Consider the following 26,240-nt stretch of genomic DNA (forward strand, 5'->3'; position numbering starts at 1 on the left):
GAAATTTCTATTCGTCACGTAATGGAACAACTAACATATCAACATTAATCGTATTCATTACTTGTCGGGTAGAAGACATCAATTTACTCCAAAAATCTTGGTGATGACCTGTTACTAATAAATCCACATCATATTTATCAATTGCATCAGCCAAAACTTGGCCTAAATCACCGCTACCACTTAATTTCTCTGAAACAGGATAACTAGATTGCTCTGCTAATTGCATTAAAGCTTGGTGAGTTTCAGTAGAAATACGATCTTGCATTGAGGACATATTGACATCAATTAACCCCGTATAAAGATCGGAGAAATTGACATCAACGTGGATAATAGATAATTTAGCCTCATTTCGTTTCGCTACTCCGGCGGCTTTTTCCACTAAGAAAGTACTTTCTTCAGACAAATCTACTGCGACTAAAACGTGTTTATACATAACTAACTCCTTACTTATCTGAGTGGTTTCAATTAATTTTCTTCATACTATCATTAGTATAGTAAAAAAAATATGCCCTAGATCACATTTTCAAAAAAAAGCAAGATACGTTGCCCTTAATTCAACATAAAACACCATATTTCAAACATTATCTCAACCTCAACTAATTATGTTATGATGCTGATAAGTAAGGCATAACAAGGCATAACGAAGAGAAACAGATGAAATACAATATCGAAAATTTGGTGCAATTAATCGCCCAATTACGCAATCCAACAGGTGGCTGTCCTTGGGATTTGGAACAAACTTATCAATCAATGATCCCTTGCTTGTTAGAAGAAAGCTATGAAGTGGTGGAAGCAATCGAACAGCAAAACACAGCAAATTTGCGTGAAGAGCTAGGCGATTTGTTGCTTCAAGTAGTGTTTTTCAGTCAACTGGCTAAAGAAGACCATTTATTCACCTTTGATGATGTCGTCAACGAAATAGCAGAAAAAATTGTGCGCCGCCACCCACACGTTTTTGGTGAAGAAAAAGCCCACAACGAACAAGAAGCACTGAGCCACTGGAATAAAATCAAAGCACAAGAAAACAAAAATAAAGCCTACCAATCTATTTTAGATAATATTCCCCACGCTTTCCCTGCCTTAATGCGAGCAGAAAAATTACAAAAACGCTGTGCCAAAGTCGGTTTTGATTGGGATAACGTGCAACCTGTGATCGCCAAAGTACAAGAAGAATTACAAGAAGTACAAGCTGAACTTGCCCGCCCACAACAAGATCAAACAAAAATCGAAGAAGAAATCGGTGATTTACTGTTTGCTGTTGCCAATTTAAGCCGTCATTTGCATTGCTCTCCAGAAGAAACCCTGCGCAAAGCCAATCAAAAATTTGAACGCCGTTTTCGCCAATTAGAGAATCTCGCCCAACAACAAGGTAAATCGCTACAACATAGCACGCTCGAAGAACTGGATTTATTATGGGATAAAGTGAAAAGCGAAGAGCAGCAATAATCCCTATTCTTCCCCCACTTTTACTTTAATAGAATAAAGAGCGGTTAAAAATCTCTGAATTTTTCACCGCTCTTTTTCTTCGCTTATTTGTTAATTTAAATAATCATATTCTTCTTGGCTGATAACGGTGTCGTAGCCGCCGATGAATTTGTCGGTGTGTTTGCGGATGCCGGTGTATTCTAGACTAGCGTCTTCATAGCGTTTGAAGCTGAACACAGCACTGTTCATTTGAACTTGGTTGAATACGTTAAGGCTAACCAAAAGCTGGAAATCTTTTTGTGTTAAGCCTGTAACCGCAGAGAATAAATCAGGTTCTAGCACCTCAATCACTTCTCGCAAAGTGTGTTCGCGGAAATCGGTAAGATACATAAACACTGGCACGCGGGCAGCAAATTTAATCAGTTTATCCTGAAGAAGCTTGCGTAAGGATTTACGCTCTTTTTCGGCATCATCGACTGTTGTTACTTCATCTGGGGTGAGCGGTCGCCCTTCTCGTTTTGCTTCCCCCTTAATTTTCTTCACTTCATTAGTGCGGTTTATGATGGTGGTAATATCTTCTCGCAAGGAACGGAAGCCCTCAATTTTATCCAATGCCGCCATTGCTTCTTCGCTGTTGCGTAAACGATCAAGGGTAACATTATCCACATTCACTAGCATTGCGCTTTCCCAGCGGCGGGCGAGCAAGGTGGCGGTCATTCCGCTTAGGGCGTAATCTAAAATATCGCCTGCATCAAAGCGGTGCATTGTGCCGCCGTCATAGGAAAGCACGGGTAAAAAGTGAATAAAATCCGCCACTTGTTTTTCTGGGTTATCTTCTGTTGGGTTTAATTTCGTGCTGTAATCGCTCACTTGGGTTAAGGCACGATTTAACGCAAAATCAAACACATAGCAATATTCTTTTACTACAATTTCTTGCTGATTGTGATCGCGCATTGTCCAAGGGGTTTGCACACGGAATGCCGCTTGGAAATAGGTTTCAGGGCTTTTTAAGTTGCACAACATAAAAATGCCTGACCATTCAGGAATGGAAATCCCCGTTAATAATTTTCCGCAACTTAGGGTGATGCTTTTATTTTTCAGCGGATTTTCACCAATGGCGTTGCGCACTGGCGGCAAGGCTTTTTCGCCCACGCCAGCCTTGGTGCCAGCGGCCACCACCACGTTATAATCGTGATAAAACTGATTTTGTGGCATTGCCAATAGATTTCGCATTGCAAAACAACTTGCCACGGTGGGTAAAAACCACACGGTATGCAATAAATTTGCCAATAAATTCACATCGCTATAAGGCATTGGCGGTTTCTCAACGCCAAACTGCAAAGGCTGATCGCCACCGTAACGCAGCCAGTTAAGCCATTTTTGCACTTCATTTTGATACTTAAAGCGTGCATCATCCCCCTCGCCCTCGGCGGCGAAAAATTCGTTTAAGTCAAATTCATTTTTATCGCCTTTTTCTGCTACCGCACGCAGATCTTCCGCCATTTGGTAGGTCATCATCACCATTTTTGGCAACGCAAGATAAGGGTTATCGGGCTTGTTACCCCATTGGATTTTGGCTTGCTGTTCATCACTATATGTCCAGCTGAACACCTGTTCTTCGATAAATTCGCCATTGTTTAAGGCGCGAAACGGCGTACCTGAAAGATAAAGATAGTGGTAGGTAGTGAGCCCCAGCTCATCTTGATCAAATTCTATTTGATCCTTTAATTCTGCGCTCAGCTCGCCGTCATCAAATTGTTCTTTGGTTTTATTGCGCCACGCGCCATAGTGATATTCATCAAACACCACGCAATCCCAGTTAATTTCATACACCCAACGATTGCGATCTTTCACCTTGCCCTTGGCGGTGCGTCCATGTAAATCTTGCAAAGAAAGAAAACAAATCAACGGCTTATGCAGTTGTTCGCTGTGCGTTTTAATGCGATCCCATTCATCAATATTATGTTTATCCACAAATTGCCAATCGGTAAAATCAATGTGGCGTTGCAAATCCTCTTGCCACGCGGTTTTTACCGCAGGTTTAAAGGTGAGAATCAACACCCGCCGCCATTGCATTTCTTTGACTAATTGATAAGTGGCAAAGGTTTTGCCAAAACGCATTTTGGCGTTCCATAAAAATTGCGGTTCTTTGTTGGCATTTTTCGGATCTGCTCGAAAAGCATTGAAATAATCTTTTGTGCGTTGCACCGCGCGGGCTTGCTCAGGACGCATTTTAAAATCCAAAGTGCGGTGTTTTTTGGGCGATTTTCTTTTTCGCACCGCCACAATGGCTGATTTCACCGCGTCCACATCACAATAAAACCATTCTCCCTCACTGCGTTTTATGCCCATTTTCTGCAAGGCTTGATGCACATCGTGATCGTTAAAATAGGAACCGTCATCACGCACGGCTAGCTCATCAAGCTCAATGTGATAAGTTTGGCTCGGCGTTTTCACGGGGTATTGTTCCGCAATGCGTTCTGCCACTTTGCGCGTGGTGTAGCCCACTTTAAGCATATTCGGAAAGCGATTATCGCTGTAAGCATAAATTTTCGGTTGTTGCAGAGAATGTAAATAATTATTCGACATCGGTTCTCTCCATTGGGCGTACCATTGATTCAATAAAGGCAATCTCATCATCGTTTAAGCCATATTTAGCGTAGAGCTTTTCATCATTCCACGATTGGTTGAAATCTTGCATTGGGACGAGTTGGTAGGCGTTTCTTGTCGCGTGTTGCGTATTCTTTTTTAAGGTCAGCATAAAATGGAAAAATTTGGTTTTAATATAAGACATCACATTTTTCGCTGTTTTTTCATCATCAAAAGGTCCGAAAACTAAATAGGTTTCGGAACAGCAAGAATTGGGTTCACCTAAAATTGGCTTAACTAAATCAACACGGCTATCGCCCGATCCAATGGCATAAGGCACGAATAATTTATAGCGTTCAATCCAATCTCGGTTTACTTTCACTTCACCACGGCTAATATAATTTACCGCTTTATTGGCATAAAATTTCACCGTGTTATCTTTGGTTTTCGCATAACCTTTAAACTTCGTATCAAAACCAAAAGGTTTTCGTGAACTAATAAGCTCGTTAAAACTTGGCTCATTAAACGCTTTCACTTTGTGATAAATCTCTACCGCTTCATTACTACGAATAAAAATATCCATATTTTCTTCTTTCAAATAACGGCTAGCTTGCGATACATTTTCGCCATTTTCATAACTGAAAACTTGTGTTTCCCCTGTTGAACCTTTTTGCCAAAGGAAATAACACACGCCGCCTTTAATATCCACGCCCGAAAAACAATCCTGCGAATTAGGGAAATCGTGCAACTGGCGAATTTGTGTATCCTGCAGCATAGTGGCACGAAACTCATCAAGCCCTTTACCGCCCGCATACCAACGAGCAGGGATAATCATCACCAAATATTCAGGTTGTAATTTTTTCGCTTGTTCTACAAAGTTTTGGTAAATCGGGCTAGCACTGGATTGTGCACCACTATCTCTTAATTGGTAAGGCGGATTGCCAATAATAACGTCAAATTTCATCTCTTTATATCGTTCAAAAAAGGGGCTGTAAGAATGGATAAAATGGTAGGCGTGGGTTTCAAGTTCATCACCACGATCAAAAACTTCTTGGCTTGCGCCACACTCCGTGCAACGACCGTTTTCCCATTTGTGGGCTAAAGTGCGGTAAAAAATATTGCCATTTTCGTCATCAAAGGCGGTGCAGACAGAATATTCGCCATTCGCTTCACGGCTGCAATACAGGCTGCGGCGGCTAAGCTGTGCGGTGAGGGTGGTGATGCCAATACCGAATAATTGCTTGGTGAAAATGTGGTTAAGCCGTTCCTGCAAATCAGGAAAATGGGGGGCTAAGCCCTTGATTAGGCGTTTGGCGATCTCGCGTAAAAACACACCGGATTTACTGCAAGGGTCAAGGAAGGTTTTATTGGGATCGCAGAAAAAGTGCGGTGGAATTAAATCCAACATTTTATTTGCCAACAAGGGCGAGGTGAACACTTCATCACTCGACAAATTGGCAAGACAAGATAACACGTCAGGGTTGTAATTTTTCAGCATTATTGGATCTCACTTTGTTCATATTCGGCGGCATAGGTTTGCTTGATATGCAAAAAATCGCATAGGCTGGATTGAAAAACCGTGCGATAAGGGTGCGGTTGGGCAGCGTTGCCATTTGGCGTGATGGTGTATTCTTCCCCAACCAAGCCTGAGTAGATAAATGGCACGCGCTTGATTTTTCTCTCGTTAATACAACTCCACTGAGAAAAAATAATGGCTTTTTTCGCCCGCTCTTCTTCCGCACCGCTTAAATTCGGAATGGGGGACTGTGCCCTTGGGTATTTCACTTCCATTTTTAACGCATCGCCCAGCACAATGTTGAAGTGCAACAAGCAATCAATGGCATCAAGGCATTCTGCTTTTTGGCTGTGTGGAAACAGCCGTACATATTCTTGCGCGGCAAAATCAAACAGCCTTTTGCGACAGGCTTTGACGTTATCTTCCAACAACTCAATGCCGTAAAGACTGCTAACCGCAAGGATTACATCTCGCTCATAAGAAAGCTGGCTTGGTGATTTAACGTGTTTTTTTCGCTTGCTTTTATCTTGGTAATTTTCTGCCGCCACCGCTAACTTACGGCGTAAAATTTCGATCAAAAAATTACCTGTTCCGCACGCTGGTTCTAAAAAAGTGGCAGAAAGTGATTGGGTTTGGAGCGCTACCAAATCCAACATCGCGTTCACTTCACGCTCTCGGGTATAAACTTCCCCGTGATCCGCCACACGTTTTTTTGAAACTATTTGTTTTTCGTTAGACACTTTAAAATTTGATATTAGACTTTAAAAATGAAAGTATTATTGATCTTTTTTAAAGTTTTAACAATATAACTTTCATTATCAAAATCACTGCGTGATAGCTTTGCCACGCTATGAACGAAAAAGAAAAATTCGCCGCTAATTTAAGGCAAGCTATGACAAGAAAAGGCTATCAACCAAAGCCTTCTGTGTTAGAAACGATCTTTAATCTAAAATATGAAGGGCAAGCCATTACGCCACAGGCTGCTTCGCAATGGCTGAACGGTAAAATGATCCCAAGATTGGAGAAATTAAAGACGCTTGCGATTGTTTTAAATGTAGATTTAAGTGAACTCGTACCGCCGAACAAGCTACAAAAATTGCAAGCCGCGGAACTTAGACGCATTGGCACGCCCGAAGAATTGCGCTGGGAAAACATCGCCACTCAACAAGACAAAGCCCTTTTCAGCCACTTCCTTGATCTCCCCGAACCCCAACGCAATGTTGTACGAGAAGTGATTATGGCGCTATATAAACAACACTGCGAATAATTGGTTTTGCCTGTAGTGGCGGACCTATGTGTCCGCCATTTTGATTTTTCCATTTGTTGCTTGGAAAACATGGTTTGGGCAACAGACAAATCTCCCCTACCCCCTTTTTGCTAAAGAGGGGGACTTTGATGAAGAAAAACTGATAGTCTGAAATGAAAATAATCATAAAAGTGCGGTGGAAAATTTCTGAATTTTTTTACCGCACTTTGCGATTTTAGGGTATGCTAGGCACTTTCCTTATTGGTTGAAAGATTTAAAAGATAGATAAAATGAACAACGAAATTAAACTGAATTATCACAAAACCCATTTTCTGACGAGCGCGCCGAATATTCGCGTATTGCCTGAAGATAGCGGTATGGAAATTGCCTTTGCAGGGCGTTCTAACGCCGGAAAATCCACCGCACTCAACGCCTTGACCAATCAAAAAAACCTTGCCCGCACCTCCAAAACTCCGGGACGAACGCAATTAATTAATGTATTTGAAGTGGAACCGCTCTACAAATTGGTAGATTTACCGGGCTATGGCTATGCTGCCGTACCTGAACAAATGAAAATCCAATGGCAGAAAGCCTTGGGTGAATATTTGCAAAAACGTGAATGTTTAGGCGGTGTGGTCATTTTAATGGATATTCGCCACCCTTTGAAAGATTTAGACCAACAAATGATCGAATGGGCGGTGTCCGCTGATTTACCTGTGCTATTATTGCTCACCAAAGCAGATAAACTGAGCCAAAGTGCCGTGAGTAAGCAAGTGAAAATGGTACGTGAAGCCATTTTACCGTTCCAAGGTGATGTGCAAGTAGAAGCCTTTTCCGCTCTGAAAAAACAAGGCATTGATAAACTGGCAAGAAAATTGGATAGCTGGTTTAGCGCGGTGATTGTGGAAGATAAAGATGCGTAATTAATGAAAAAAGTGCAGAGAAATTTTTGCACTTTTTAAATGAGAAAGCTATTTTTTTGAAGAATAAATTGTAGCAAAATATCCATTCACCCTAAGGCATACCACAAATAATGGCTAACAATAACGCATCATTGCTCATCAATTTATCATACTGATACTGAGTTATAATTGCTTGTTATTCCTTATGTGTCAAAAGATTAAAGTGTGGTATTTTTTGCCAAACCTTGACATTCTATATATTCAAGATTAAAATTCGGCGTCTATCTATTGTTAGGTAGTACAAAAAGTAAACATTCTTTGATGAATAACATTTAATAACTGGAGCTTTTTTAATGGCAACTATCAACCAATTAGTACGCAAACCGCGTGTGAAAAAGGTTGTAAAAAGCAACGTTCCTGCATTAGAGGCTTGCCCGCAGAAACGTGGCGTGTGTACTCGTGTGTACACAACTACACCTAAAAAACCGAACTCAGCATTACGTAAAGTATGCCGTATTCGTCTAACAAATGGTTACGAAGTAACCTCTTATATCGGCGGTGAAGGCCATAACCTTCAAGAGCACAGCGTTGTGCTTATCCGTGGTGGTCGTGTTAAAGATTTACCAGGTGTGCGTTATCACACTGTACGTGGTGCATTAGACTGTGCCGGCGTTAAAGATCGTAAACAAGGTCGTTCTAAATACGGCGTTAAGCGTCCTAAAGCTTAATGGTTCTCCGTTAAGTAAGGCCAAACGCTAATTAAATTAAATAATTATCATAAACTCCAGTAAACGTAAGATATCTTACACAAAGAGTTTTGGATAATCCTGAAGATTAAAAAACGGAGAAATTGCAATGCCACGTCGTCGTCGTATTGAACCACGCAAAATTCTTCCAGATCCAAAGTTCGGATCAGAATTACTTGCGAAATTTATTAATGTATTAATGGTAGATGGTAAAAAATCTATCGCAGAATCTATCGTTTATGGTGCGTTAGACACTCTAGCTCAACGTACAGGCAAAGAAGCTTTAGAAGCATTTGAAATCGCACTAGAAAACGTACGTCCAACCGTTGAGGTTAAATCTCGCCGTGTTGGTGGTTCTACTTATCAAGTGCCAGTAGAAGTGCGCCCAGCTCGTCGTAACGCATTGGGTATGCGTTGGATCGTTGAAGCGGCACGTAAACGCGGTGATAAATCAATGGCTTTACGTTTAGCAAATGAATTATCTGATGCATCAGAAAACAAAGGTGCAGCAGTGAAAAAACGTGAAGACGTTCACCGTATGGCTGAAGCTAACAAAGCGTTTGCGCATTACCGTTGGTAATCAGTTAATCAAACGATTTTTAGGCTTCATCACATTTTGCTATGCGGTGGAGCCTTATCCATATTTAAAATTTTAATTTATTGAATTCCAAACAAGGAAATAATAATGGCTCGTGTAACTCCTATTGAGCGCTATCGTAATATCGGTATTAGTGCTCACATTGATGCTGGTAAAACAACAACCACAGAGCGTATTCTATTCTATACAGGTGTTAGTCACAAAATTGGTGAGGTGCATGATGGTGCAGCAACCATGGACTGGATGGAACAAGAACAAGAGCGTGGTATTACCATTACTTCTGCGGCAACAACGGCTTTCTGGTCGGGTATGTCACAGCAATATCCACAACACCGTATCAACGTTATTGATACTCCGGGACACGTTGACTTTACTATCGAAGTAGAACGTTCAATGCGTGTTCTTGATGGTGCGGTAATGGTTTACTGTGCAGTAGGTGGGGTTCAACCTCAGTCTGAAACTGTATGGCGTCAAGCAAACAAATATAAAGTACCTCGTATCGCGTTCGTAAACAAAATGGACCGTACTGGTGCAAACTTCCTACGCGTTGTTGAGCAAATCAAAACTCGCTTAGGTGGTAATGCTGTTCCTTTACAACTTCCAATTGGTGCAGAAGAAAACTTTAAAGGTGTTGTTGATCTTCTTAAAATGAAAGCAATCAACTGGAATGAAGCAGATCAAGGTATGACATTTACCTATGATGATATTCCAGAAGATATGGTTGAATTATGTGAAGAATGGCACCAAAACCTTGTTGAAGCAGCAGCAGAAGCTTCAGAAGAGTTAATGGAAAAATACCTTGGTGGTGAAGATTTAACTGAAGAAGAAATCAAAGGTGCGTTACGTCAACGTGCATTAGCGACTGAGATCATTCTTGTAACCTGTGGTTCAGCATTCAAAAACAAAGGTGTTCAAGCAATGCTTGATGCGGTAATTGATTACTTACCAGCGCCAACAGACATCGCCTCAATCAAAGGGATTAATCCTGATGAAACTGAAGGTGAGCGTCACGCAGATGATAATGAACCATTTGCAGCACTTGCATTTAAAATTGCAACTGACCCATTTGTAGGTAACCTAACCTTCTTCCGTGTATATTCTGGTGTGGTTGAGTCTGGTGCGACAGTATTAAACTCTGTAAAAGAAAAACGTGAGCGTTTTGGTCGTATCGTTCAAATGCACGCAAACAAACGTGAAGAAATTAAAGAAGTTCGTGCGGGCGACATCGCAGCTGCAATCGGCTTAAAAGATGTAGGTACAGGTGATACATTATGTGCTATCGATGCACCAATCATTCTTGAGCGTATGGAATTCCCTGAGCCAGTAATTTCTGTTGCGGTAGAACCAAAAACAAAAGCAGACCAAGAGAAAATGGGCTTAGCATTAGGCCGTCTTGCACAAGAAGACCCTTCATTCCGTGTTCACACTGATGAAGAATCAGGTGAAACTATTATCTCAGGTATGGGTGAATTACACTTAGATATCATTGTTGACCGTATGAAACGTGAGTTTAAAGTGGAAGCAAACATCGGTAAACCACAAGTATCTTACCGTGAAACTATCCGCACCAGAGTAAATGATGTTGAAGGTAAACACGCAAAACAATCTGGTGGTCGTGGTCAATACGGTCATGTTGTTATTGACTTGTATCCATTAGATCCTGAAGGTCCTGGTTATGAATTTGTCAATGAAATTAAAGGCGGTGTGATTCCTGGTGAATACATTCCAGCAGTTGATAAAGGTATCCAAGAGCAACTTAAATCTGGTCCATTAGCTGGTTATCCTGTAGTAGATTTAGGTGTTCGTTTACACTTCGGTTCATACCATGATGTAGACTCTTCTGAATTAGCGTTTAAACTTGCTGCCTCTATCGCATTCAAAGCAGCATTTAACAAAGCTAATCCAGTATTATTAGAGCCTATTATGAAAGTGGAAGTGGAAACTCCACCTGAATATGTAGGTGATGTAATCGGCGATTTAAGCCGCCGTCGTGCAATGGTAAATGGCCAAGAAGCGGGTGAATTTGTTGTTAAGATCAATGCAGAAGTTCCACTTTCTGAAATGTTTGGTTATGCAACAGATCTTCGTTCACAAACTCAAGGTCGTGCATCATATTCAATGGAACCATTGAAATATGCTGAAGCGCCAACCAGTGTTGCCGCAGCCGTTATTGAAGCTCGTAAAAAGTAATTAAATATTAAGAAACCGTAGTGCAGTAATGCACTACGTAATGTCACATAAAGGAAACATTAAATGTCTAAAGAAAAATTTGAACGTACAAAACCGCACGTAAACGTGGGTACAATCGGCCACGTTGACCATGGTAAAACAACTTTAACAGCAGCAATCACAACCGTATTAGCAAAACACTACGGTGGTGCGGCACGTGCATTTGACCAAATTGATAACGCGCCAGAAGAAAAAGCGCGTGGTATCACCATCAACACTTCACACGTTGAATACGATACGCCAACACGTCACTATGCACACGTTGACTGTCCAGGACACGCAGACTATGTAAAAAATATGATTACAGGTGCGGCACAAATGGATGGTGCAATCTTAGTAGTAGCAGCAACAGATGGCCCAATGCCACAAACTCGTGAGCACATCTTATTAGGTCGCCAAGTAGGTGTACCATACATCATCGTATTCTTAAACAAATGCGATATGGTAGATGACGAAGAGTTATTAGAATTAGTAGAAATGGAAGTGCGTGAGCTTCTTTCTCAATATGATTTCCCAGGTGATGATACACCAATCGTACGTGGTTCAGCGTTAAAAGCGTTAGAAGGCGAGGCACAATGGGAAGAAAAAATCCTTGAGTTAGCAAACCACTTAGACACTTACATTCCAGAGCCAGAGCGTGCGATTGACCAACCATTCTTATTACCAATCGAAGACGTATTCTCAATCTCAGGTCGTGGTACCGTAGTAACAGGTCGTGTTGAGCGTGGTATTATCCGTACTGGTGATGAAGTAGAAATCGTAGGGATTAAAGACACGACAAAAACTACTGTAACAGGTGTTGAAATGTTCCGTAAATTACTTGACGAAGGTCGTGCAGGTGAAAACATTGGTGCATTATTACGTGGTACAAAACGTGAAGAAATCGAGCGTGGTCAAGTATTAGCGAAACCAGGTTCAATCACACCACACACAGACTTTGAATCAGAAGTTTACGTATTATCAAAAGAAGAAGGTGGTCGTCATACTCCATTCTTCAAAGGTTACCGTCCACAGTTCTATTTCCGTACAACAGACGTAACGGGTACTATTGAATTACCAGAAGGCGTGGAAATGGTAATGCCTGGTGATAACATCAAGATGACAGTAAGCTTAATTCACCCAATTGCGATGGACCAAGGTTTACGCTTTGCGATTCGTGAAGGTGGTCGTACAGTAGGTGCGGGTGTTGTAGCGAAAATCATCAAATAATGATTGTAGCTAGGTAACACGAGAAAAGCTAAGAGAGGGCATCGAAAGATGCCCTTTTGTTTTCTTTACATTTATATCATCATATTTAAAATATCTAATAAAAAATGACCGCACTTGATAAGCGTTAAAATATAAACATGTAAAAAATCCTGCAACAGCAGGATTTGAATTATAAAACTATAGAAAGGTTATTTTGTTGGGTACTCCCACCAAATATCAAACAGTTCACTAATCTCAATTTGTTGTAATCCATTGCTTTCTAACCAGTTTTTCACTAGCTCACGGTGGCTTTCATTACATTTTCCAATTTCTTCTAAGCATACTAACCCTTCCCAGTGTAAATAACCGCTACCTTCATAAGCTAAGCCATTTGGACGAATCACTTCATTGATAAAACGATCTACAACCTCATCAATTTTATCAATTGGGGTATTTTCTACGAATTGCCAGTTTACTAAAAAGCCTAATTCTTGGAATTCTGCAAGGTGCATTTTTTTGCGTTGTCTTCTATTACGTTGAATAGCCATAGTTTTCTCCTCGTATTTCTAGGCTGATATTATTCAGTTTTAATAAAATATAAATCCCATACGCCGTGTCCCAAACGATGGCCGCGCTGTTCAAACTTGGTTAATGGGCGGGTTTCAGGGCGTGGAATATAGTCCTTTGTGGCTGAAGTATTGCGCAACTGTGGATTGTTTTGCAACACGTCTAACATTTGTTCCGCATAGTTTTCCCAGTCTGTTGCCATATGAATAAAACCTGGGCTAGCGAGTTTTTGACAGACAGTTTGCACAAAATGTGGCTGTACAATGCGGCGTTTATGATGTTTCGCTTTATGCCAAGGATCAGGGAAAAAGAGCTGTAAACCAGCAAGGCTACCATCGGGAATGCAATCGCGTAAAATTTCTGTGGCATCGTGACAAATAACGCGTAAATTCTTTACCTTCTTTTCCACGGAATAAGCAATGCACGCACCCACGCCAGGTGTATGCACTTCAATACCTAGATAATTTTTATCTGGATTTTGCTCCGCCATTTCCACCAGAGATTTTCCCATTCCAAAGCCAATTTCTAAAATAACGGGCTTATCGTTGCCGTAAATCTTTTTAAAATCAAAAGGTTCGGTTTGGTGAGCTAAGCCATAAATTGGCCAATACTCATTCATCATATTACGTTGAAAATCACTTAGTCGCCCTGTACGCAATACGAAACTACGCACTTTACGTTTGTAGCGTCCATCTGCAGTGAATTCAGCAGTTTCAACGGTTTTTCGTTTCTGATCCGCAAAGCTAATCTGTTCTTCTATCATTCAAAATCTTACTGTAAAAATATATCTTACTGTTAGTACAATGCAAAAATTTATATTAAGAGGGTATTTTATGGGTTCGTTTCTTATCACGCAAGGGAAAAGGAAAAAGTAGGGATGTTTTCTGTATATTTTGTTCAATTTCACTCTATGATACACTTTCCTTTTTATTTTATCTTAGATCTATGTTACAAGCGCAATCCTCCCTTGACGATTTTTTCGCACACGCGATTCTTACTTGGTACGATCAATTTGGGCGCAAGCATTTGCCCTGGCAGAGAAACAAAACTCTTTATGGTGTTTGGCTGTCAGAGGTGATGTTGCAGCAAACCCAAGTTGCTACGGTGATTCCTTATTTTGAACGCTTTATGCAAACTTTCCCAACTATCACTGCACTTGCCAACGCACCACTTGATGAAGTATTACATTTGTGGACCGGCTTAGGTTACTACGCTCGTGCAAGAAATTTGCATCAATCAGCACAACTCATTCGTGATCAATATCAGGGCAATTTTCCCACTGAATTTGAACAAGTACAGGCATTAAAAGGTATTGGACGAAGTACTGCGGGGGCGATCCTCTCTTCTTGCTTAAATGCCCCTTATCCCATTTTAGACGGCAATGTTAAACGCGTACTATCGCGCTATTTTACTGTTGAAGGTTGGACGAGTGAGAAAAAAGTAGAAAATCAGCTTTGGCAATTAAGTGCACAAGTGACACCAACAGAGCGTGTGGCAGATTTTAATCAAGCGATGATGGATATTGGTGCAATGGTGTGTACGCGCTCGAAACCGAAGTGCTCACTTTGTCCATTATCAACAAAGTGCGGTGCAAATTTACAGCAAAATTGGCAAGATTACCCTGCGAAGAAGCCCAAAAAAACTTGCCTGAGCGGCAGAGCTATTTCTTGATTTGGCAGCAGCAAGGCAAGGTAGCATTAGAACAGCGTGAAAATGCTGGCTTGTGGGGGCTGTATTGTTTTCCACAATTTGACAGCAAGCCGGATTTATTGGCTTATTTAGCTCATCAAAACGTAGTTTTCTATCAAGAATGGCCGGCTTTTCGTCATACTTTTAGTCATTTTCATCTAATGATCTACCCTATTTATGTTCAACAGGAATATCGTGGAGAGGACGCGAATCGTTCTAATTGGAAAAAAGTGGATGAAAATTACGGCAAGTATGAATCTTCTATACAAAGTGCGGTCAAATATTGGTATGATCCACGGAATCCTGATCAAATTGGGCTGGCAACGCCAGTCAAAAATCTTTTATTACAGTTAGCAAAAGGAAAAGAATAATGGCAAGAACGGTATTTTGTGCCTATTTAAAACAAGAGGCCGATGGGTTAGATTTTCAACTTTATCCAGGTGAGTTGGGCAAGCGTATTTTCGATAATATCAGCAAACAGGCTTGGGGTGAGTGGATGAAAAAACAAACAATGCTGGTCAATGAGAAAAAATTAAATATGATGAATACCGAACACCGCCAATTATTAGAGCAAGAAATGGTGAATTTCTTATTTGAAGGCAAAGATGTTCATATTGAAGGCTATGTTCCACCAGAAGAAAAATAATGATGAAAAAATATGTTATTGCATTAATTATTCCCTTTTTATTTGCCTGTGGAGGTTCGAGCCAGAAGCGTATCTATGATGATGAAGCGTTCAGCAAAGATACACGCGGGCTAGATATTTTAACGGGGCAATTTTCCCATAATATCGATCAAATTTGGGGCGTAAACGAATTATTAGTAGCTAGCCGTAAAGACTATGTGAAATACACCGATAGTTTTTATACCCGTAGCCACGTCAGTTTTGATGAAGGAACGATCACTGTAGAAACTCTGCAAGATCTTAGCCGTCTTCATAATTCTATTGTGCATACGTTATTAATGGGATCGGATGCGAATGGAATTGATTTATTTGCTTCCGGTGATGTACCCATAAGCTCTCGTCCATTTCTTGTGGGACAGGTAGTGGATAATTTAGGTCAACAAATCACTAATGAGTTTATCGCAGGTAATTTTGCTGATTATCTCCTGCAAAACAAATTGCAAACACGTCGCTTGAGTAACGGCAGAATGGTACAGTTCGTAGTGATCCCAATGATTGCTAACCATGTTGCAGTGCGTGCGAAAAAATACCTACCAATGGTACGCCGCGCTGCTAGACGCTATAACCTTGATGAAAGCTTGATTTTAGGTATTATGCAAACGGAATCCAGTTTCAACCCTTATGCCATTAGCTATGCAAATGCGATTGGTTTAATGCAAGTGGTACCTCGTACTGCTGGGCGTGATGTATTTCAAATGAAAGGCCGTGGTGGTCAGCCATCAAAAAATTATTTATTTGATCCTGAAAAAAATATTGATACAGGTGCCTCTTATTTATGGCTATTACAAAATAAATATTTAGATGGTATTAGTAATCCAACCTCTAAACGTTTTGCTATGATTTCTGCTTATAACAGTGGCGCAGGTGCTGTGTTGCGGGTATTCCACGAAGATAAAGATATGGCAATTGAACAAATCAACCGGTTATATCCTGAGCAAGTGTACCGCATTTTAACCACGGCACACCCATCTTCACAAGCAAGAAATTACTTAATTAAAGTGGATAAGGCACAAAAAAGCTATCGTGTTAGACGATAAAAATTAGAGGAGGCTTCATTTTTTTATGCGATTTTTGCCGTATTTCTATGCATTTCGCTTGTTAAATATTCAAACAAACAAAAAAAAGCAAAAAAGTTAAAATTAATGATTGACTTAACGCGGTAAAAATCGTTTAATACGCACCAATGATGAGTTGCCTCGATAGCTCAGTCGGTAGAGCAGGGGATTGAAAATCCCCGTGTCGGTGGTTCGATTCCGCCTCGAGGCACCACTATTCCTCCTTAGTTCAGTCGGTAGAACGGTGGACTGTTAATCCATATGTCGCTGGTTCAAGTCCAGCAGGAGGAGCCAAATTCTTAATAGCCACTAATGGAAATTAGTGGCTTTTTCATATCTAATTATTATCTCTTTTCTTACTAAAAAATTGATAAAATATGCACCGCACTTTATTTTTCACTCTCTGCTTTTCATCATCACATATTTGTGTAAAATTGAGATTTAAAAGAACGTGTAGCTTAGCAGGATAGAGCAGTCCCCTCCTAAGGGACAGGTCGGCGGTTCGACTCCGCCCACGTTCGCCAAATAATTTTTCACGTTATGATGAGATTTATCAATTCTAATATCAAAAGCAAAACATAATGAAACGTTATTTTTGCTATTTCTCTTCAATTATCAGGATGTATTTTGACTGCATACTCTAAGAAACACCTAAATGCATAGATAAAGCACAAAAAATGCTGAAGGTAACTAAGGAATAGAAAAAGGCATTGCAACCACTCTATTAGAGTCAAGTGAAAGATAAAGGGAGCGAAACGGGTATAACAACCAGCTCAATCAATACCGCCAATATTACTATTCGTGATCACGAAGCTCAACAAAAGATAAGCGGAAAAACAGTTGAGGAAAGTTTACAAGGGCTTACTAAAATCAATCTTCACCAAGGTGTTGAAAAAGCTGATATTGAAACTATTCGTTCAGATTTAGAGCGTGATTTAAATACTGCAACGGAGTTTGTCAATAATGTTAATGATCAAGGTGATGAAATCTACTATCAAATAGAGAAAAATGAGCAAAATATCTATTTAAAACATAAAAAAGACGAGAATTGTCAAAGTATTGAATGTATCAAGGTATCCGAAGTAAATGTTGATCAGCTCACAGTGCCAAAAACTAAAGAGGAAGCGGAGTTATTAGCTCGTCTTTATGCTCACGGCATAATGAATGAGTCTGATGAAGATAGAACAATAGGTGCAATTCAATATGGCGGAAAGGAATACTTAAACAATGATTCTTTAATTGTAAGAAGAGAGTATTCTTCTCTACCGTCAGAACTGATTTATACCCTATTTGAGCGAGTAAGAGGAGGATTGGATATGCCAAGTATTTTTGGTGCATCAAATGCAAGTCGAGATCAAGCTAAAATCTGGGGATTATTAGATGAATATAATCGTCAGAATCCAACGAATCGAGTAGACTTATCCCAAGTTAATCATAGCTTAGGTGCTTCAGGTACAAAAAATGCCATGAATTGGGCGAAGCATGAGGGGATGTCATTCAAAAATACAACATTAAATGCGTATGTTGTAGGAACATCGTATCCAATAACGAATAATACTCTGGCAGCCACTTTATCAGGTGGTTTATATGATAAAGGCTATACCGAAACAGCAGCTGGCTTATTCAGAGATGGAAGTGTGGAATATGCTTCTGCGCCGAGAGATATTGTGGCAACAGGAATTAATTTGCCATTTGTACCAGGGAATTTAAGTATTGGTATAGGGAATACGAATACTACAGGAAATAATAGTACAGGGGTTCCACTTTGGGATATGCTAATGGGGCATCATACTGAGGCATATTATCGGGATGAGGAGGCGGTACGGTTTTTGAATACAGATAAAGATGGTAAAGTACAAAAAGAGAAAGTAGAACAATTTAAAGAATATCAAAATACTATATGGGGAAAAATTGGCCCAAAAACAAAACATATTAATTTTAACAATGGTATTATTTTAAATAATCAGGAGGAGAAAAAATAATGAGAATAATTATATTATTACTCCCTTTATTATTATCTGGATGTTATCTTGCTAATGGTTCCCCTCCATCTTTTAGATACTGGCTACCTCCTAAAGAAATGAATGAAGAACAGGAAAAAAAAATATGGGGTGATTGTGATAGAAAATCTTATAATATGTTAGATGAGACTCAAAGGGGGTTATTTAATAAAGGTGATACATCTTGGGAAAAGATATATAAAAATACCAATGAATACAAAAAATATAAAGAGGTTATCTATTTAAATCAAAAATATCTTTTTCAGTGTCTTTATGATTCAGGACTTCGTTTTAGACCACCTTTAAGATGGTGTCTAGCTCAAGATGGAGATAATACTAAAACTTGTATAGAAAATATGAAGTATAGAAATTAACATTATAGGCATTATAGGTTCTGATGTATCAGGCAAACAAAGCAGAAGGTAAAAACCGTTTTGAGACGGGAACACTTTCCTATTCTGATATTGAAAACCATGCAAATTATAGCGGAACTGCTTTTGGTGTTGGCGTACAAGCAGACATTAATGGCGGTTGGGACAGTCGTCAGGTAAGAGATAAGGACGACAATATTATCCTAAATGAAGATGGTTCGCGGGCAACTCGAGTCAATCAAGGTATCGGCTTTGGTTATGACAAAGACAGCCAATCTAGCTTAACAAAAAGTGGCATTAACACCACCAATCTTCATATTCGAGATGAACAAGCTCAGCAAGCGCTCACAGGAAAATCTGTTGCAGAAACACTGAAAGAAATCAAAACAGAGATTACTACAGAGAATGCCCAAGCGAATGCAGGGGTGCTTGAAAATAACTTTGATAAAGAGGCGTTAAGTAAAGAATTAGCGATTCAACAAGAGGTGACCAAAAACTTCGCCCCTGTTGCTGCACAAGGTGTCGCTTGGGCTTCAGAAAAATTAGGTGCGGTGCAAAATTATGAAATTTTATCTGCGCGAAAATCACAGGTTGAAGCCGCATTGTCAAGCACCACCACCCCAGAAGAGCGAGCAAAACTACAAAGCGAACTAGCTCAACTAACAAGCTATCTCAATGAAAACCAAACTCGCTACAATCTTTGGAAAGAAGGTGGCATTGGTAGAGCGGCATTGCACGCTGCGGTAGGGGGATTACTCACGGGCAATGTCAATGGTGCCGCTGCGGCTGGCACAACATCTCTTGCTGCCCCAGTCATTGAAAAATTAGGTGAAACCGCAGAAGCTAAATTTGGCAAGGCAGGCAAAGCGTTTGTGGATGGCGCAGCAGGCTTAGCTATTGGTGCGGCAGTAGGCAATGGCAACGCGGGCGCAATCACCGCAGCAGCCAATACAGATTGGAACAATCGCCAGTTGCATCCAGATGAAATGAAGTGGATAAAAGAGAATGCAAAACGTTTTGCTGAAGAACAAGGTATTGATGAAAAAACAGCAGAAGAACGTCTAATTATTCAAGCGGCTCAAGAGGTAGATTACGCTTGGAAACAAATGATTAACACCCAAGATAAGGAAGCATTACAGTTTTTACGTAGTGCAAGTGCTGCTAGCTATTCTAATAGCGTGCCACTACCTCTTGGTGAAGACCCCGCCTTTTTTATCAATGCGAATGGTGAAAAACAAAAATTATTTAGTGCCATAAAAGATGAATATTATTCCACAGGGAAATATTCAGGTTTAGCCACACAATATGACAAAGCGAATAATCAGGTTTTAACCAACGCATTAATCCCTGAAATTCGGAATAACCTCATAGTAAAAAGTGGAAGCGATGTACTTGATGGGCTTTCTAGCTCAGGGCGAGCTTTGCTAAATCATCCACTCGACACAGGCAAGACACTGACACAAAATATAGCCTATAGTGCTTCGGAGTGTGTCAAATCACCATTTCGTTGTATAGGTGAAAAATGGTCAACACTGACTAGTGCCCCAAAAGATATCTTACGTACTCATTACAATCAGTCCGATGTGAATTATCTGTATGGTAAGGATATGTCGATAGAAACGACATTAATTCCATTAGTTCGGGGTGGAAGTGTTTTGGCTGAATTTGCTCCTGTTGTGAAAGCTGGGAGTGCTGCGGTTAAAGGTGCAAGTATATTAGGTCAAAAAGCGACAGTGGCTGCTTTTGAAAAAATTACTCGGGGAGGAAGCTTAAGTTATGTAACAGGCAATGAGCTAGGAAATAATTATCGAACATTATCACTCGGTATAGTTGAAGGACCTAACGGAGGAAAACTCATAAATACTGGGATAAAAGATGCTGTCACAAATAGCACTATTTATCAAAGAATCTCTTCTAATGGAACGTTGTCTAATCAATTTATGATGATTGATGATAATGGTTTGCAAATAAATGTATCAAAACCTTTAGTATTAAAAAATACATTAAGTCAAAAAACACCAATCCACCATATTTGTACAGACAAAAACTGTATATCAACAGCAAATGGAGGACCTTGGACGCCTGTATTTAAAGAGATATTTGATGGAGCAAATTTAAGTTTTAATGATGCAATTAATAAAGTTAAGGTATTTGGACATCAAGGACCACATCCTAAGGAATACCATCAATATGTATATGATAAATTATCTAGAAGAACTATAGGTCTTTCTCCTAAAACCCAGGAGTATAGACAGGCAGTGGAATCTACGCTAGAGAAAATTGGTAAAGACGCACAAACACCAGGTACACAAGTGAATAAATGGCTAACCAAGGAGTAATTAATGAAATATTATAGATTATTAGATGATATTGACTACCCAAACCGTTGGTATTTTAGGAGGTATTCATAGCATTGATAATTGGAAATTAATAAATGCAGAGATTCATGAAACTAATCTGATAATACGATTAATTCAAGATGGAGAAGAACTTGATTATACAACTATGGTTCCATTTAACGTTCCTATTGTGAGTGAAGATTTTAAAGTTTTGATAGAGAATACTAATGGTCTATCTTTTATTCCTGTCAAAATAGAAAATAAAAAAACAATAAAAAAATATTTCGCCATGGTCATTCATAATGAAATTGATTGTGTTGATGAAAATCGTTCAGAATTTACTAAGTTTGAGAAGGATGATCCTATAAGGCCAGACTTGGCTGGTGAATATGACAGTTTTTATAAACTGAAATTAGATTATTCAAAGATTAATAAGGCGTTATTTCGTTTAAGCAAGTTTTCTGTAGCGATTATTATTAGTGAAAGTATAAAAAAAGAGATCATAAAAAATGCTTTAACTGGTGCTGAGTTTAAAGAGGTTTAGAAAATGTGATGCCAGTGGCGAATATAGCGTAAAAAAATACCTTGGGAAACAAGATAGATATAAACCAATGATAGAGCTAATGGAGAAATATGCTTAGAAAATGCATTTAGGCCATTTAGCTGTAGAAGATCAGACTTGATCTGACAAATCATTATAAAAATGAGAGTTTCCCGTTTAGAATATGAGTGTCTAAAATTCAATCTAAACAAAAAAGGAAACTCTCATGTTTTATTCTAACAATCCTCTCATTAAACACAAGACTGGTTTACTTAATTTAGCGGAAGAACTTGGAAACATATCTCAAGCTTGCAAAACGATGGGAATAAGCCGGGATTCGTTCTATCGTTATCAACAAGCTGTAGAACAAGGCGGTGTTGATACATTACTGAATCAAACTCGTCGAGTACCGAACATCAAAAATCGAGTAGATGAAAAAGTTGAGCAAGCAGTCGTAAAATTTGCTCTTGATTTCCCCACGTATGGACAGGTTCGTGTGAGCAATGAACTTCGTAAGCAAGGTATTTTTGTATCTGCTGGTGGTGTTCGTTCTATTTGGCTACGCCATAATCTTGCTAACTTTAAACAGCGTTTAAATGCTCTCGAAAAAAAAGTTGCTGAAAAAGGTATTATCCTGAGTGAAAGCCAAGTTCAAGCTTTAGAACGTAAAAAAGACGATGATATTGCATGTGGTGAAATTGAGACGGCTCACCCTGGCTATTTAGGCTCACAAGATACTTTTTATGTAGGCAATTTAAAAGGCGTGGGATGTATTTATCAGCAAACGTTTGTTGATACTTATAGCAAGGTTGCTTTTGCGAAGCTCTACACGATGAAAACAGCAATTGCTGCTGCGGATATGTTAAATGATAAAGTGTTACCGTTCTTTGTGTCACAAGGCTTACCAATGTTGCGAATTTTAACGGATAGGGGAAGCGAGTATTGTGGCAAGGTCGAAAATCATGATTACGAGCTGTACTTAGTGATTAATGATATTGAGCATACAAAAACTAAAGTAAAACACCCACAGACAAATGGCATCTGTGAGCGTTTTCATAAGACTATCTTGCAAGAGTTTTATCAAGTGGCTTTTAGAAAGCACATTTATACAGATTTAGCTCAACTGCAAGCTGATTTAGATGAATGGTTAGTGTATTATAATCTTCATCGAACTCATCAAGGCAAAATGTGCTGTGGTAGAACACCAATGGAAACATTACTTGATGGAAAATGTATTTGGGCAGAAAAGAATTTAGGCTCAAATTAATCTGACAGACCCATCATTTTAAACGGGGGACTGTCAGATTAGGTTTGATCTTCTACAAATTATTTAGCTAATTGTTTTTTTAGTTTTATCAGTTTATCTTTCATTCGTAGGCGTTTAAGGGGGGATAAATAATCTGCAAATACTATGCCGTTTAAATGATCGATTTCGTGCTGAATACAAATTGCCAATAGTCCATCAGCATTGAGAATGAAATCATTACCGTTTTTGTCTAATGCACGAACTTTTAACTTCTCTTTTCGTGGCACAAAACCATTCATCCCTGGCAGTGAAAGACACCCCTCCTCAATGCCTGTTTCACCAGAGCTTTCAATAATTTCTGGATTAATTAGCACGATTCGGTTTTCTTTATTACCTTTAATATCAATAACAATTAAGCGCTGATGTACATCAATTTGCGTCGCAGCAAGTCCAATACCTTGCTCGTGGTACATCGTTTCGAACATATTATCAATCAAGGTGTGCAATTCATCATCGAATTTTTCCACGGGCGACGCAACGTTCTTCAAGCGCTCATCGGGATAAATTAAAACATCTAGTAACGCCATAAGTTTATTTGTCCTCTGGTAAAATTAGAGATATAGTGTAACCATTTTCCCACCAAAACGCCAATAGAAAGGGATGGTTACTTATGAAAAGAAACCTTAGTTTTCTAAATGGATTCTTTATTTATCGTAGAGATGAAAGTTATGTTAAGTCCTTATTGTTATTTTAAGCTAAAGAACCGTATGTAGTGATATATTAACTTAACAGACTTCAATAGATGGACAACTATCAAAAAATAAGGACGATTAAATATTTAGCTCAGAGAATAAAACACCCCTTTATGCTTGTTTGATGTTTCAGAGCATTCTATTATTACACCAATACAAGTAACCAACAAAAGCAAATAAACACCAAGCTTATATCGATTAAGAACAATCAACAGGGAAGGGGGCCTTGCAAACAATTCTAAAACGTAAGAGCATTAAGATACAATCAAGATGTAGAAGATAAAAATCATGCTTTTTTTTCGGCTTTCTCACAATCCTTCACAACCATGATCGGTAAAAATGCGCAACATCACAGTAATCCTTGACTTTAAAAAGAGGTACCGTCCCCAAAAGTGTGTCTTTTTGCAAGAAAGCTAGCATGGGCAGTTTACTTAAAAAGTACTGAATCTGCAAAACGGCTCAATGGGTAGCGGTAAGTCGTTTCACCCATATCAATAGCAACTTTACTCATCAGCGTTAACACAGAATCCACACTGGGCATACTGTTGCGTATCTTTAACACACGCTTAAATGACTTATTCAACCGCTCGATTTGATTGGTGGTATAAATCATATTCTGTACCTCGTTTTCATAATGCAGATAGGTTAAGTAATCGCTTAGCTTGTCCTCATCAGCCAGTATGGCAAGCGCTTGTGGGTAGTATTTTCGCCACTTCTGATAACAGGATTTCGCTCGTGCAAGTGTTGCCGATAAGCTGTCATGTTTGCCCACACGGAAGACATCTTTCAAATCCTGTCCCAGCTCTGTTCTGTGGCTGGTTTTGCTTTGGTTAAGCAGACGTCTTTTGAGGTGCAGTACGCACTTCTGCACACGGCAGGCAAAGTGTTTTTCAATCGTCAGTTCTAGCCCTTTCAAGTCATCGATGATGGCTAACTGAATCTGTTGTATGCCTCTGTCTTTCAAATCTTGGCAGATGTTGTCCCAAGTGCTGGCAGATTCTGTTGGGGCATTATAGATACCGAGCACCTCTCGGGTTTTGTCCTGCTTCACACCGAGTACAACATAGTATGCTTCGCTGGAGACAGTCCTACGCTTGGTTTTGACGTAGGTAGCATCTAGGTAGATGAGAGGGTAATGACGCTCTAGCTGGCGTTCTTGAAAGGCTTTCATCTCCTCATACAGGCTTTCGATGATGCGTGATACCGCACTTTTAGAAAGCTTTTTGCCATAGATGCTTTCAGTAATGTCTTCGACTTGACAGGTGGTTAACCCATTGGCGTACAGCTCAAAACACAGCTCATTCAGCGTATCCTGCTGTTCCCTCATGACTTCAAGCAGGAGGGGTTTAAACTGCCCTAAGCGGTCTCTTGGGATGGACAACTCGATAGACTCACCGATACCCAGTCCGCGTAGACTACGGTAGCCATTAGCTTTGTTGCCATCACCATTGCTGGTGGTTAAGAAGTCTTTGCGCTCGGCTTTCATGAGGATGTTGAGTATAATGGATAATAGCATATTGATGCCATTAGGTTTTTCGGTAAACTCGTTACAAATGGCTTGTAGTTGGCTTGGACTTAGTTGTAAAGTAGTCATAAGGTCTCTCTCTTTTTCGGATTGCGTTTGCTAAAACAATCTTACAAAAATTTGAGAGACCTTTTCTTTTCCCTCTCAAGAGACACACTTTGTGGGGCGGTATCTTAAAAGAAAGTAAGAGCTTATTATAGTAATAATTTATCAGTAAATGGCTATAACGCATTGGAACTCAAAGAATACCACTGACACTAACAGTGTAGAAGAAATGGAGCATTCGTCGGTAACTATCACTTTAATAGTTTGTCAAGTCTTGAGATAGACATTGGCGAAACACCAACAAGACGGCTTAGTAATCAAAGAAAGAACTAGCTATATACTTTTTAATTATAATCAAGGAAATGTTTAGGTAATTTAAGGAATTATACACTTTGTGAAACCTGATAGTTCATAAAAGAGATATGGCAGGGGCGGAGAGGCTCGAACTCCCAACACCCGGTTTTGGAGACCGGTGCTCTACCAATTGAACTACGCCCCTAAATAAAGTGGCGGAACGGACGGGACTCGAACCCGCGACCCCCTGCGTGACAGGCAGGTATTCTAACCAGCTGAACTACCGCTCCGCAAAATTGATAATTGGCAGTGACCTACTCTCACATGGGAATATCCCACACTACCATCGGCGTTATAGCGTTTCACTTCTAAGTTCGGCATGGAATTAGGTGGGTCCGCTACACTATTGCTGCCAAAAAATTTTATTTTGTTAATTTATTCAATATAAAAAATAAACTAACAAAATAAAACCTGGCGGTGCCCTACTCTCACATGGGAATATCCCACACTACCATCGGCGTTACAGCGTTTCACTTCTAAGTTCGGCATGGATTTAGGTGGGTCCACTGCACTAACGCCGCCAAGATAATTCTTTCTATTCTTTAAGTCCTTTCTCTTAGTTCATAACTTCTATTATTTCGTTATCTCACTAAGCATTCTTACTCTTCCTTCTCAATCAAAAACAAGCCAAA

At 39.7% G+C, this 26,240-nt stretch carries 22 protein-coding genes, 5 tRNA genes, 2 rRNA genes and 1 pseudogene; 18 read left to right on the forward strand and 12 right to left on the reverse strand.

Going from position 1 to position 26,240, the window contains the following annotated elements; translation table 11 throughout:
* Positions 1-7 precede the first annotated feature (7 nt).
* Positions 8-433, reverse strand: a complete 426-nt coding sequence (uspA, locus tag L5B71_RS07745) for a universal stress protein UspA (protein WP_265757835.1) — start codon at positions 431-433, stop codon at positions 8-10.
* A gap of 221 nt (positions 434-654) precedes the next feature.
* Between uspA and mazG the strand changes: the two genes are divergently transcribed.
* A complete protein-coding gene (mazG, locus tag L5B71_RS07750; protein ID WP_265757837.1) occupies positions 655-1,446 on the forward strand; it encodes a nucleoside triphosphate pyrophosphohydrolase in 792 nt (263 codons plus the stop codon).
* A gap of 90 nt (positions 1,447-1,536) precedes the next feature.
* On the opposite strand, the gene L5B71_RS07755 is transcribed toward mazG, so the two are convergent.
* From L5B71_RS07755 to L5B71_RS07765, 3 genes are read right to left on the reverse strand one after another with little or no spacing between them, the layout of a single operon-like run.
* Positions 1,537-4,014 carry a DEAD/DEAH box helicase gene (locus L5B71_RS07755; protein ID WP_265757838.1) on the reverse strand — a complete coding sequence of 826 codons (2,478 nt, stop codon included), beginning with the start codon at positions 4,012-4,014 and terminating at the stop codon, positions 1,537-1,539.
* The gene (locus L5B71_RS07760) at positions 4,004-5,512 is read right to left on the reverse strand and encodes an Eco57I restriction-modification methylase domain-containing protein (protein ID WP_265757839.1); all 1,509 of its coding nucleotides are present in this window, start codon (positions 5,510-5,512) and stop codon (positions 4,004-4,006) included. The genes L5B71_RS07755 and L5B71_RS07760 overlap by 11 nt, the downstream gene beginning before the upstream one ends.
* On the reverse strand, positions 5,512-6,270 hold the full coding sequence (locus L5B71_RS07765) for a DNA methyltransferase (protein WP_265757840.1): 759 nt from the start codon (positions 6,268-6,270) through the stop codon (positions 5,512-5,514). Before L5B71_RS07765 ends, L5B71_RS07760 begins: the two co-directional genes overlap by 1 nt.
* A gap of 152 nt (positions 6,271-6,422) precedes the next feature.
* On the opposite strand from L5B71_RS07765, the gene L5B71_RS07770 reads away from it, so the two are divergent.
* The 6 genes from L5B71_RS07770 to tuf all read left to right on the forward strand — a co-directional run bounded on the left by L5B71_RS07770 (position 6,423) and on the right by tuf (position 12,460).
* On the forward strand, positions 6,423-6,797 hold the full coding sequence (locus L5B71_RS07770; protein WP_265757841.1) for a helix-turn-helix domain-containing protein: 375 nt from the start codon (positions 6,423-6,425) through the stop codon (positions 6,795-6,797).
* A 269-nt stretch (positions 6,798-7,066) separates the two neighbouring features.
* Positions 7,067-7,699, forward strand: a complete 633-nt coding sequence (gene yihA, locus L5B71_RS07775) for a ribosome biogenesis GTP-binding protein YihA/YsxC (protein WP_265757843.1) — start codon at positions 7,067-7,069, stop codon at positions 7,697-7,699.
* Positions 7,700-8,031: 332 nt separating this feature from the next.
* The gene (gene rpsL / locus L5B71_RS07780) at positions 8,032-8,406 is read left to right on the forward strand and encodes a 30S ribosomal protein S12 (protein ID WP_013745731.1); all 375 of its coding nucleotides are present in this window, start codon (positions 8,032-8,034) and stop codon (positions 8,404-8,406) included.
* A gap of 127 nt (positions 8,407-8,533) precedes the next feature.
* Complete coding sequence (rpsG, locus tag L5B71_RS07785; RefSeq protein WP_126371119.1) at positions 8,534-9,004, forward strand: 30S ribosomal protein S7; 471 nt, start codon at positions 8,534-8,536, stop codon at positions 9,002-9,004.
* Positions 9,005-9,109: 105 nt separating this feature from the next.
* Positions 9,110-11,212: an elongation factor G gene (gene fusA / locus L5B71_RS07790; protein WP_265757844.1), complete on the forward strand. Its 2,103-nt coding sequence runs from the start codon at positions 9,110-9,112 to the stop codon at positions 11,210-11,212.
* 63 nt (positions 11,213-11,275) lie between these two features.
* A complete protein-coding gene (tuf, locus tag L5B71_RS07795; protein ID WP_265757812.1) occupies positions 11,276-12,460 on the forward strand; it encodes an elongation factor Tu in 1,185 nt (394 codons plus the stop codon).
* A gap of 188 nt (positions 12,461-12,648) precedes the next feature.
* On the opposite strand, the gene L5B71_RS07800 is transcribed toward tuf, so the two are convergent.
* Together L5B71_RS07800 and trmB are read right to left on the reverse strand one after the other, a co-directional pair.
* Positions 12,649-12,987, reverse strand: coding sequence for a YggL family protein (locus L5B71_RS07800; protein WP_265757811.1), 339 nt, complete (start codon positions 12,985-12,987; stop codon positions 12,649-12,651).
* A gap of 29 nt (positions 12,988-13,016) precedes the next feature.
* Positions 13,017-13,769, reverse strand: a complete 753-nt coding sequence (trmB, locus tag L5B71_RS07805) for a tRNA (guanosine(46)-N7)-methyltransferase TrmB (RefSeq protein ID WP_265757810.1) — start codon at positions 13,767-13,769, stop codon at positions 13,017-13,019.
* Positions 13,770-13,951: 182 nt separating this feature from the next.
* Between trmB and mutY the strand changes: the two are divergent.
* The 11 genes and pseudogenes from mutY (at position 13,952) to L5B71_RS07860 (ending at position 22,953) form a co-directional block, all read left to right on the forward strand.
* A pseudogene (mutY, locus tag L5B71_RS07810) lies at positions 13,952-15,066 on the forward strand (A/G-specific adenine glycosylase).
* Positions 15,066-15,341: an oxidative damage protection protein gene (locus L5B71_RS07815; protein WP_265757808.1), complete on the forward strand. Its 276-nt coding sequence runs from the start codon at positions 15,066-15,068 to the stop codon at positions 15,339-15,341. Before mutY ends, L5B71_RS07815 begins: the two are co-directional and overlap by 1 nt.
* Positions 15,342-15,343: 2 nt before the next feature.
* Positions 15,344-16,417 carry a membrane-bound lytic murein transglycosylase MltC gene (mltC, locus tag L5B71_RS07820; RefSeq protein WP_265758341.1) on the forward strand — a complete coding sequence of 358 codons (1,074 nt, stop codon included), beginning with the start codon at positions 15,344-15,346 and terminating at the stop codon, positions 16,415-16,417.
* Between the two features lie 156 nt (positions 16,418-16,573).
* Positions 16,574-16,649, forward strand: a tRNA-Phe gene (locus L5B71_RS07825).
* Between the two features lie 4 nt (positions 16,650-16,653).
* Positions 16,654-16,729 (forward strand) — tRNA-Asn (locus tag L5B71_RS07830).
* A 153-nt stretch (positions 16,730-16,882) separates the two neighbouring features.
* Positions 16,883-16,959 (forward strand) — tRNA-Arg (locus L5B71_RS07835).
* Between the two features lie 210 nt (positions 16,960-17,169).
* A complete protein-coding gene (locus L5B71_RS07840) occupies positions 17,170-18,417 on the forward strand; it encodes a hypothetical protein (protein WP_265757807.1) in 1,248 nt (415 codons plus the stop codon).
* Complete coding sequence (locus tag L5B71_RS07845; protein ID WP_265757806.1) at positions 18,417-18,809, forward strand: hypothetical protein; 393 nt, start codon at positions 18,417-18,419, stop codon at positions 18,807-18,809. The genes L5B71_RS07840 and L5B71_RS07845 overlap by 1 nt, the downstream gene beginning before the upstream one ends.
* A gap of 23 nt (positions 18,810-18,832) precedes the next feature.
* Entirely contained in the window at positions 18,833-21,145 is a 2,313-nt protein-coding gene (locus L5B71_RS07850; protein WP_265757805.1) for an AHH domain-containing protein, read from the forward strand.
* A 25-nt stretch (positions 21,146-21,170) separates the two neighbouring features.
* Positions 21,171-21,689 (forward strand): Imm43 family immunity protein, encoded by a 519-nt coding sequence (locus L5B71_RS07855; protein WP_265757845.1) that lies wholly within the window; start codon positions 21,171-21,173, stop codon positions 21,687-21,689.
* A 223-nt stretch (positions 21,690-21,912) separates the two neighbouring features.
* The gene (locus tag L5B71_RS07860) at positions 21,913-22,953 is read left to right on the forward strand and encodes an IS481 family transposase (protein ID WP_265757846.1); all 1,041 of its coding nucleotides are present in this window, start codon (positions 21,913-21,915) and stop codon (positions 22,951-22,953) included.
* Positions 22,954-23,012: 59 nt separating this feature from the next.
* Here the strand turns inward: L5B71_RS07860 and def are convergent, their stop codons facing one another.
* The 6 genes from def to rrf (L5B71_RS07890) form a co-directional block, all read right to left on the reverse strand.
* On the reverse strand, positions 23,013-23,519 hold the full coding sequence (def, locus tag L5B71_RS07865; protein WP_265757847.1) for a peptide deformylase: 507 nt from the start codon (positions 23,517-23,519) through the stop codon (positions 23,013-23,015).
* Positions 23,520-24,111: 592 nt separating this feature from the next.
* Positions 24,112-25,278, reverse strand: a complete 1,167-nt coding sequence (locus tag L5B71_RS07870; RefSeq protein WP_265757848.1) for an IS256 family transposase — start codon at positions 25,276-25,278, stop codon at positions 24,112-24,114.
* Between the two features lie 399 nt (positions 25,279-25,677).
* A tRNA-Trp gene (locus L5B71_RS07875) sits at positions 25,678-25,753 on the reverse strand.
* A gap of 8 nt (positions 25,754-25,761) precedes the next feature.
* Positions 25,762-25,838: transfer RNA gene (locus L5B71_RS07880), tRNA-Asp, on the reverse strand.
* Between the two features lie 11 nt (positions 25,839-25,849).
* Positions 25,850-25,965: ribosomal RNA gene (rrf, locus tag L5B71_RS07885) — 5S ribosomal RNA — on the reverse strand.
* 52 nt (positions 25,966-26,017) lie between these two features.
* A 5S ribosomal RNA gene (rrf, locus tag L5B71_RS07890) occupies positions 26,018-26,133 on the reverse strand.
* Positions 26,134-26,240: the final 107 nt, after the last annotated feature.

It is taken from the genome of Avibacterium sp. 21-586, from assembly GCF_026226775.1.
Lineage (GTDB): Bacteria > Pseudomonadota > Gammaproteobacteria > Enterobacterales > Pasteurellaceae > Avibacterium.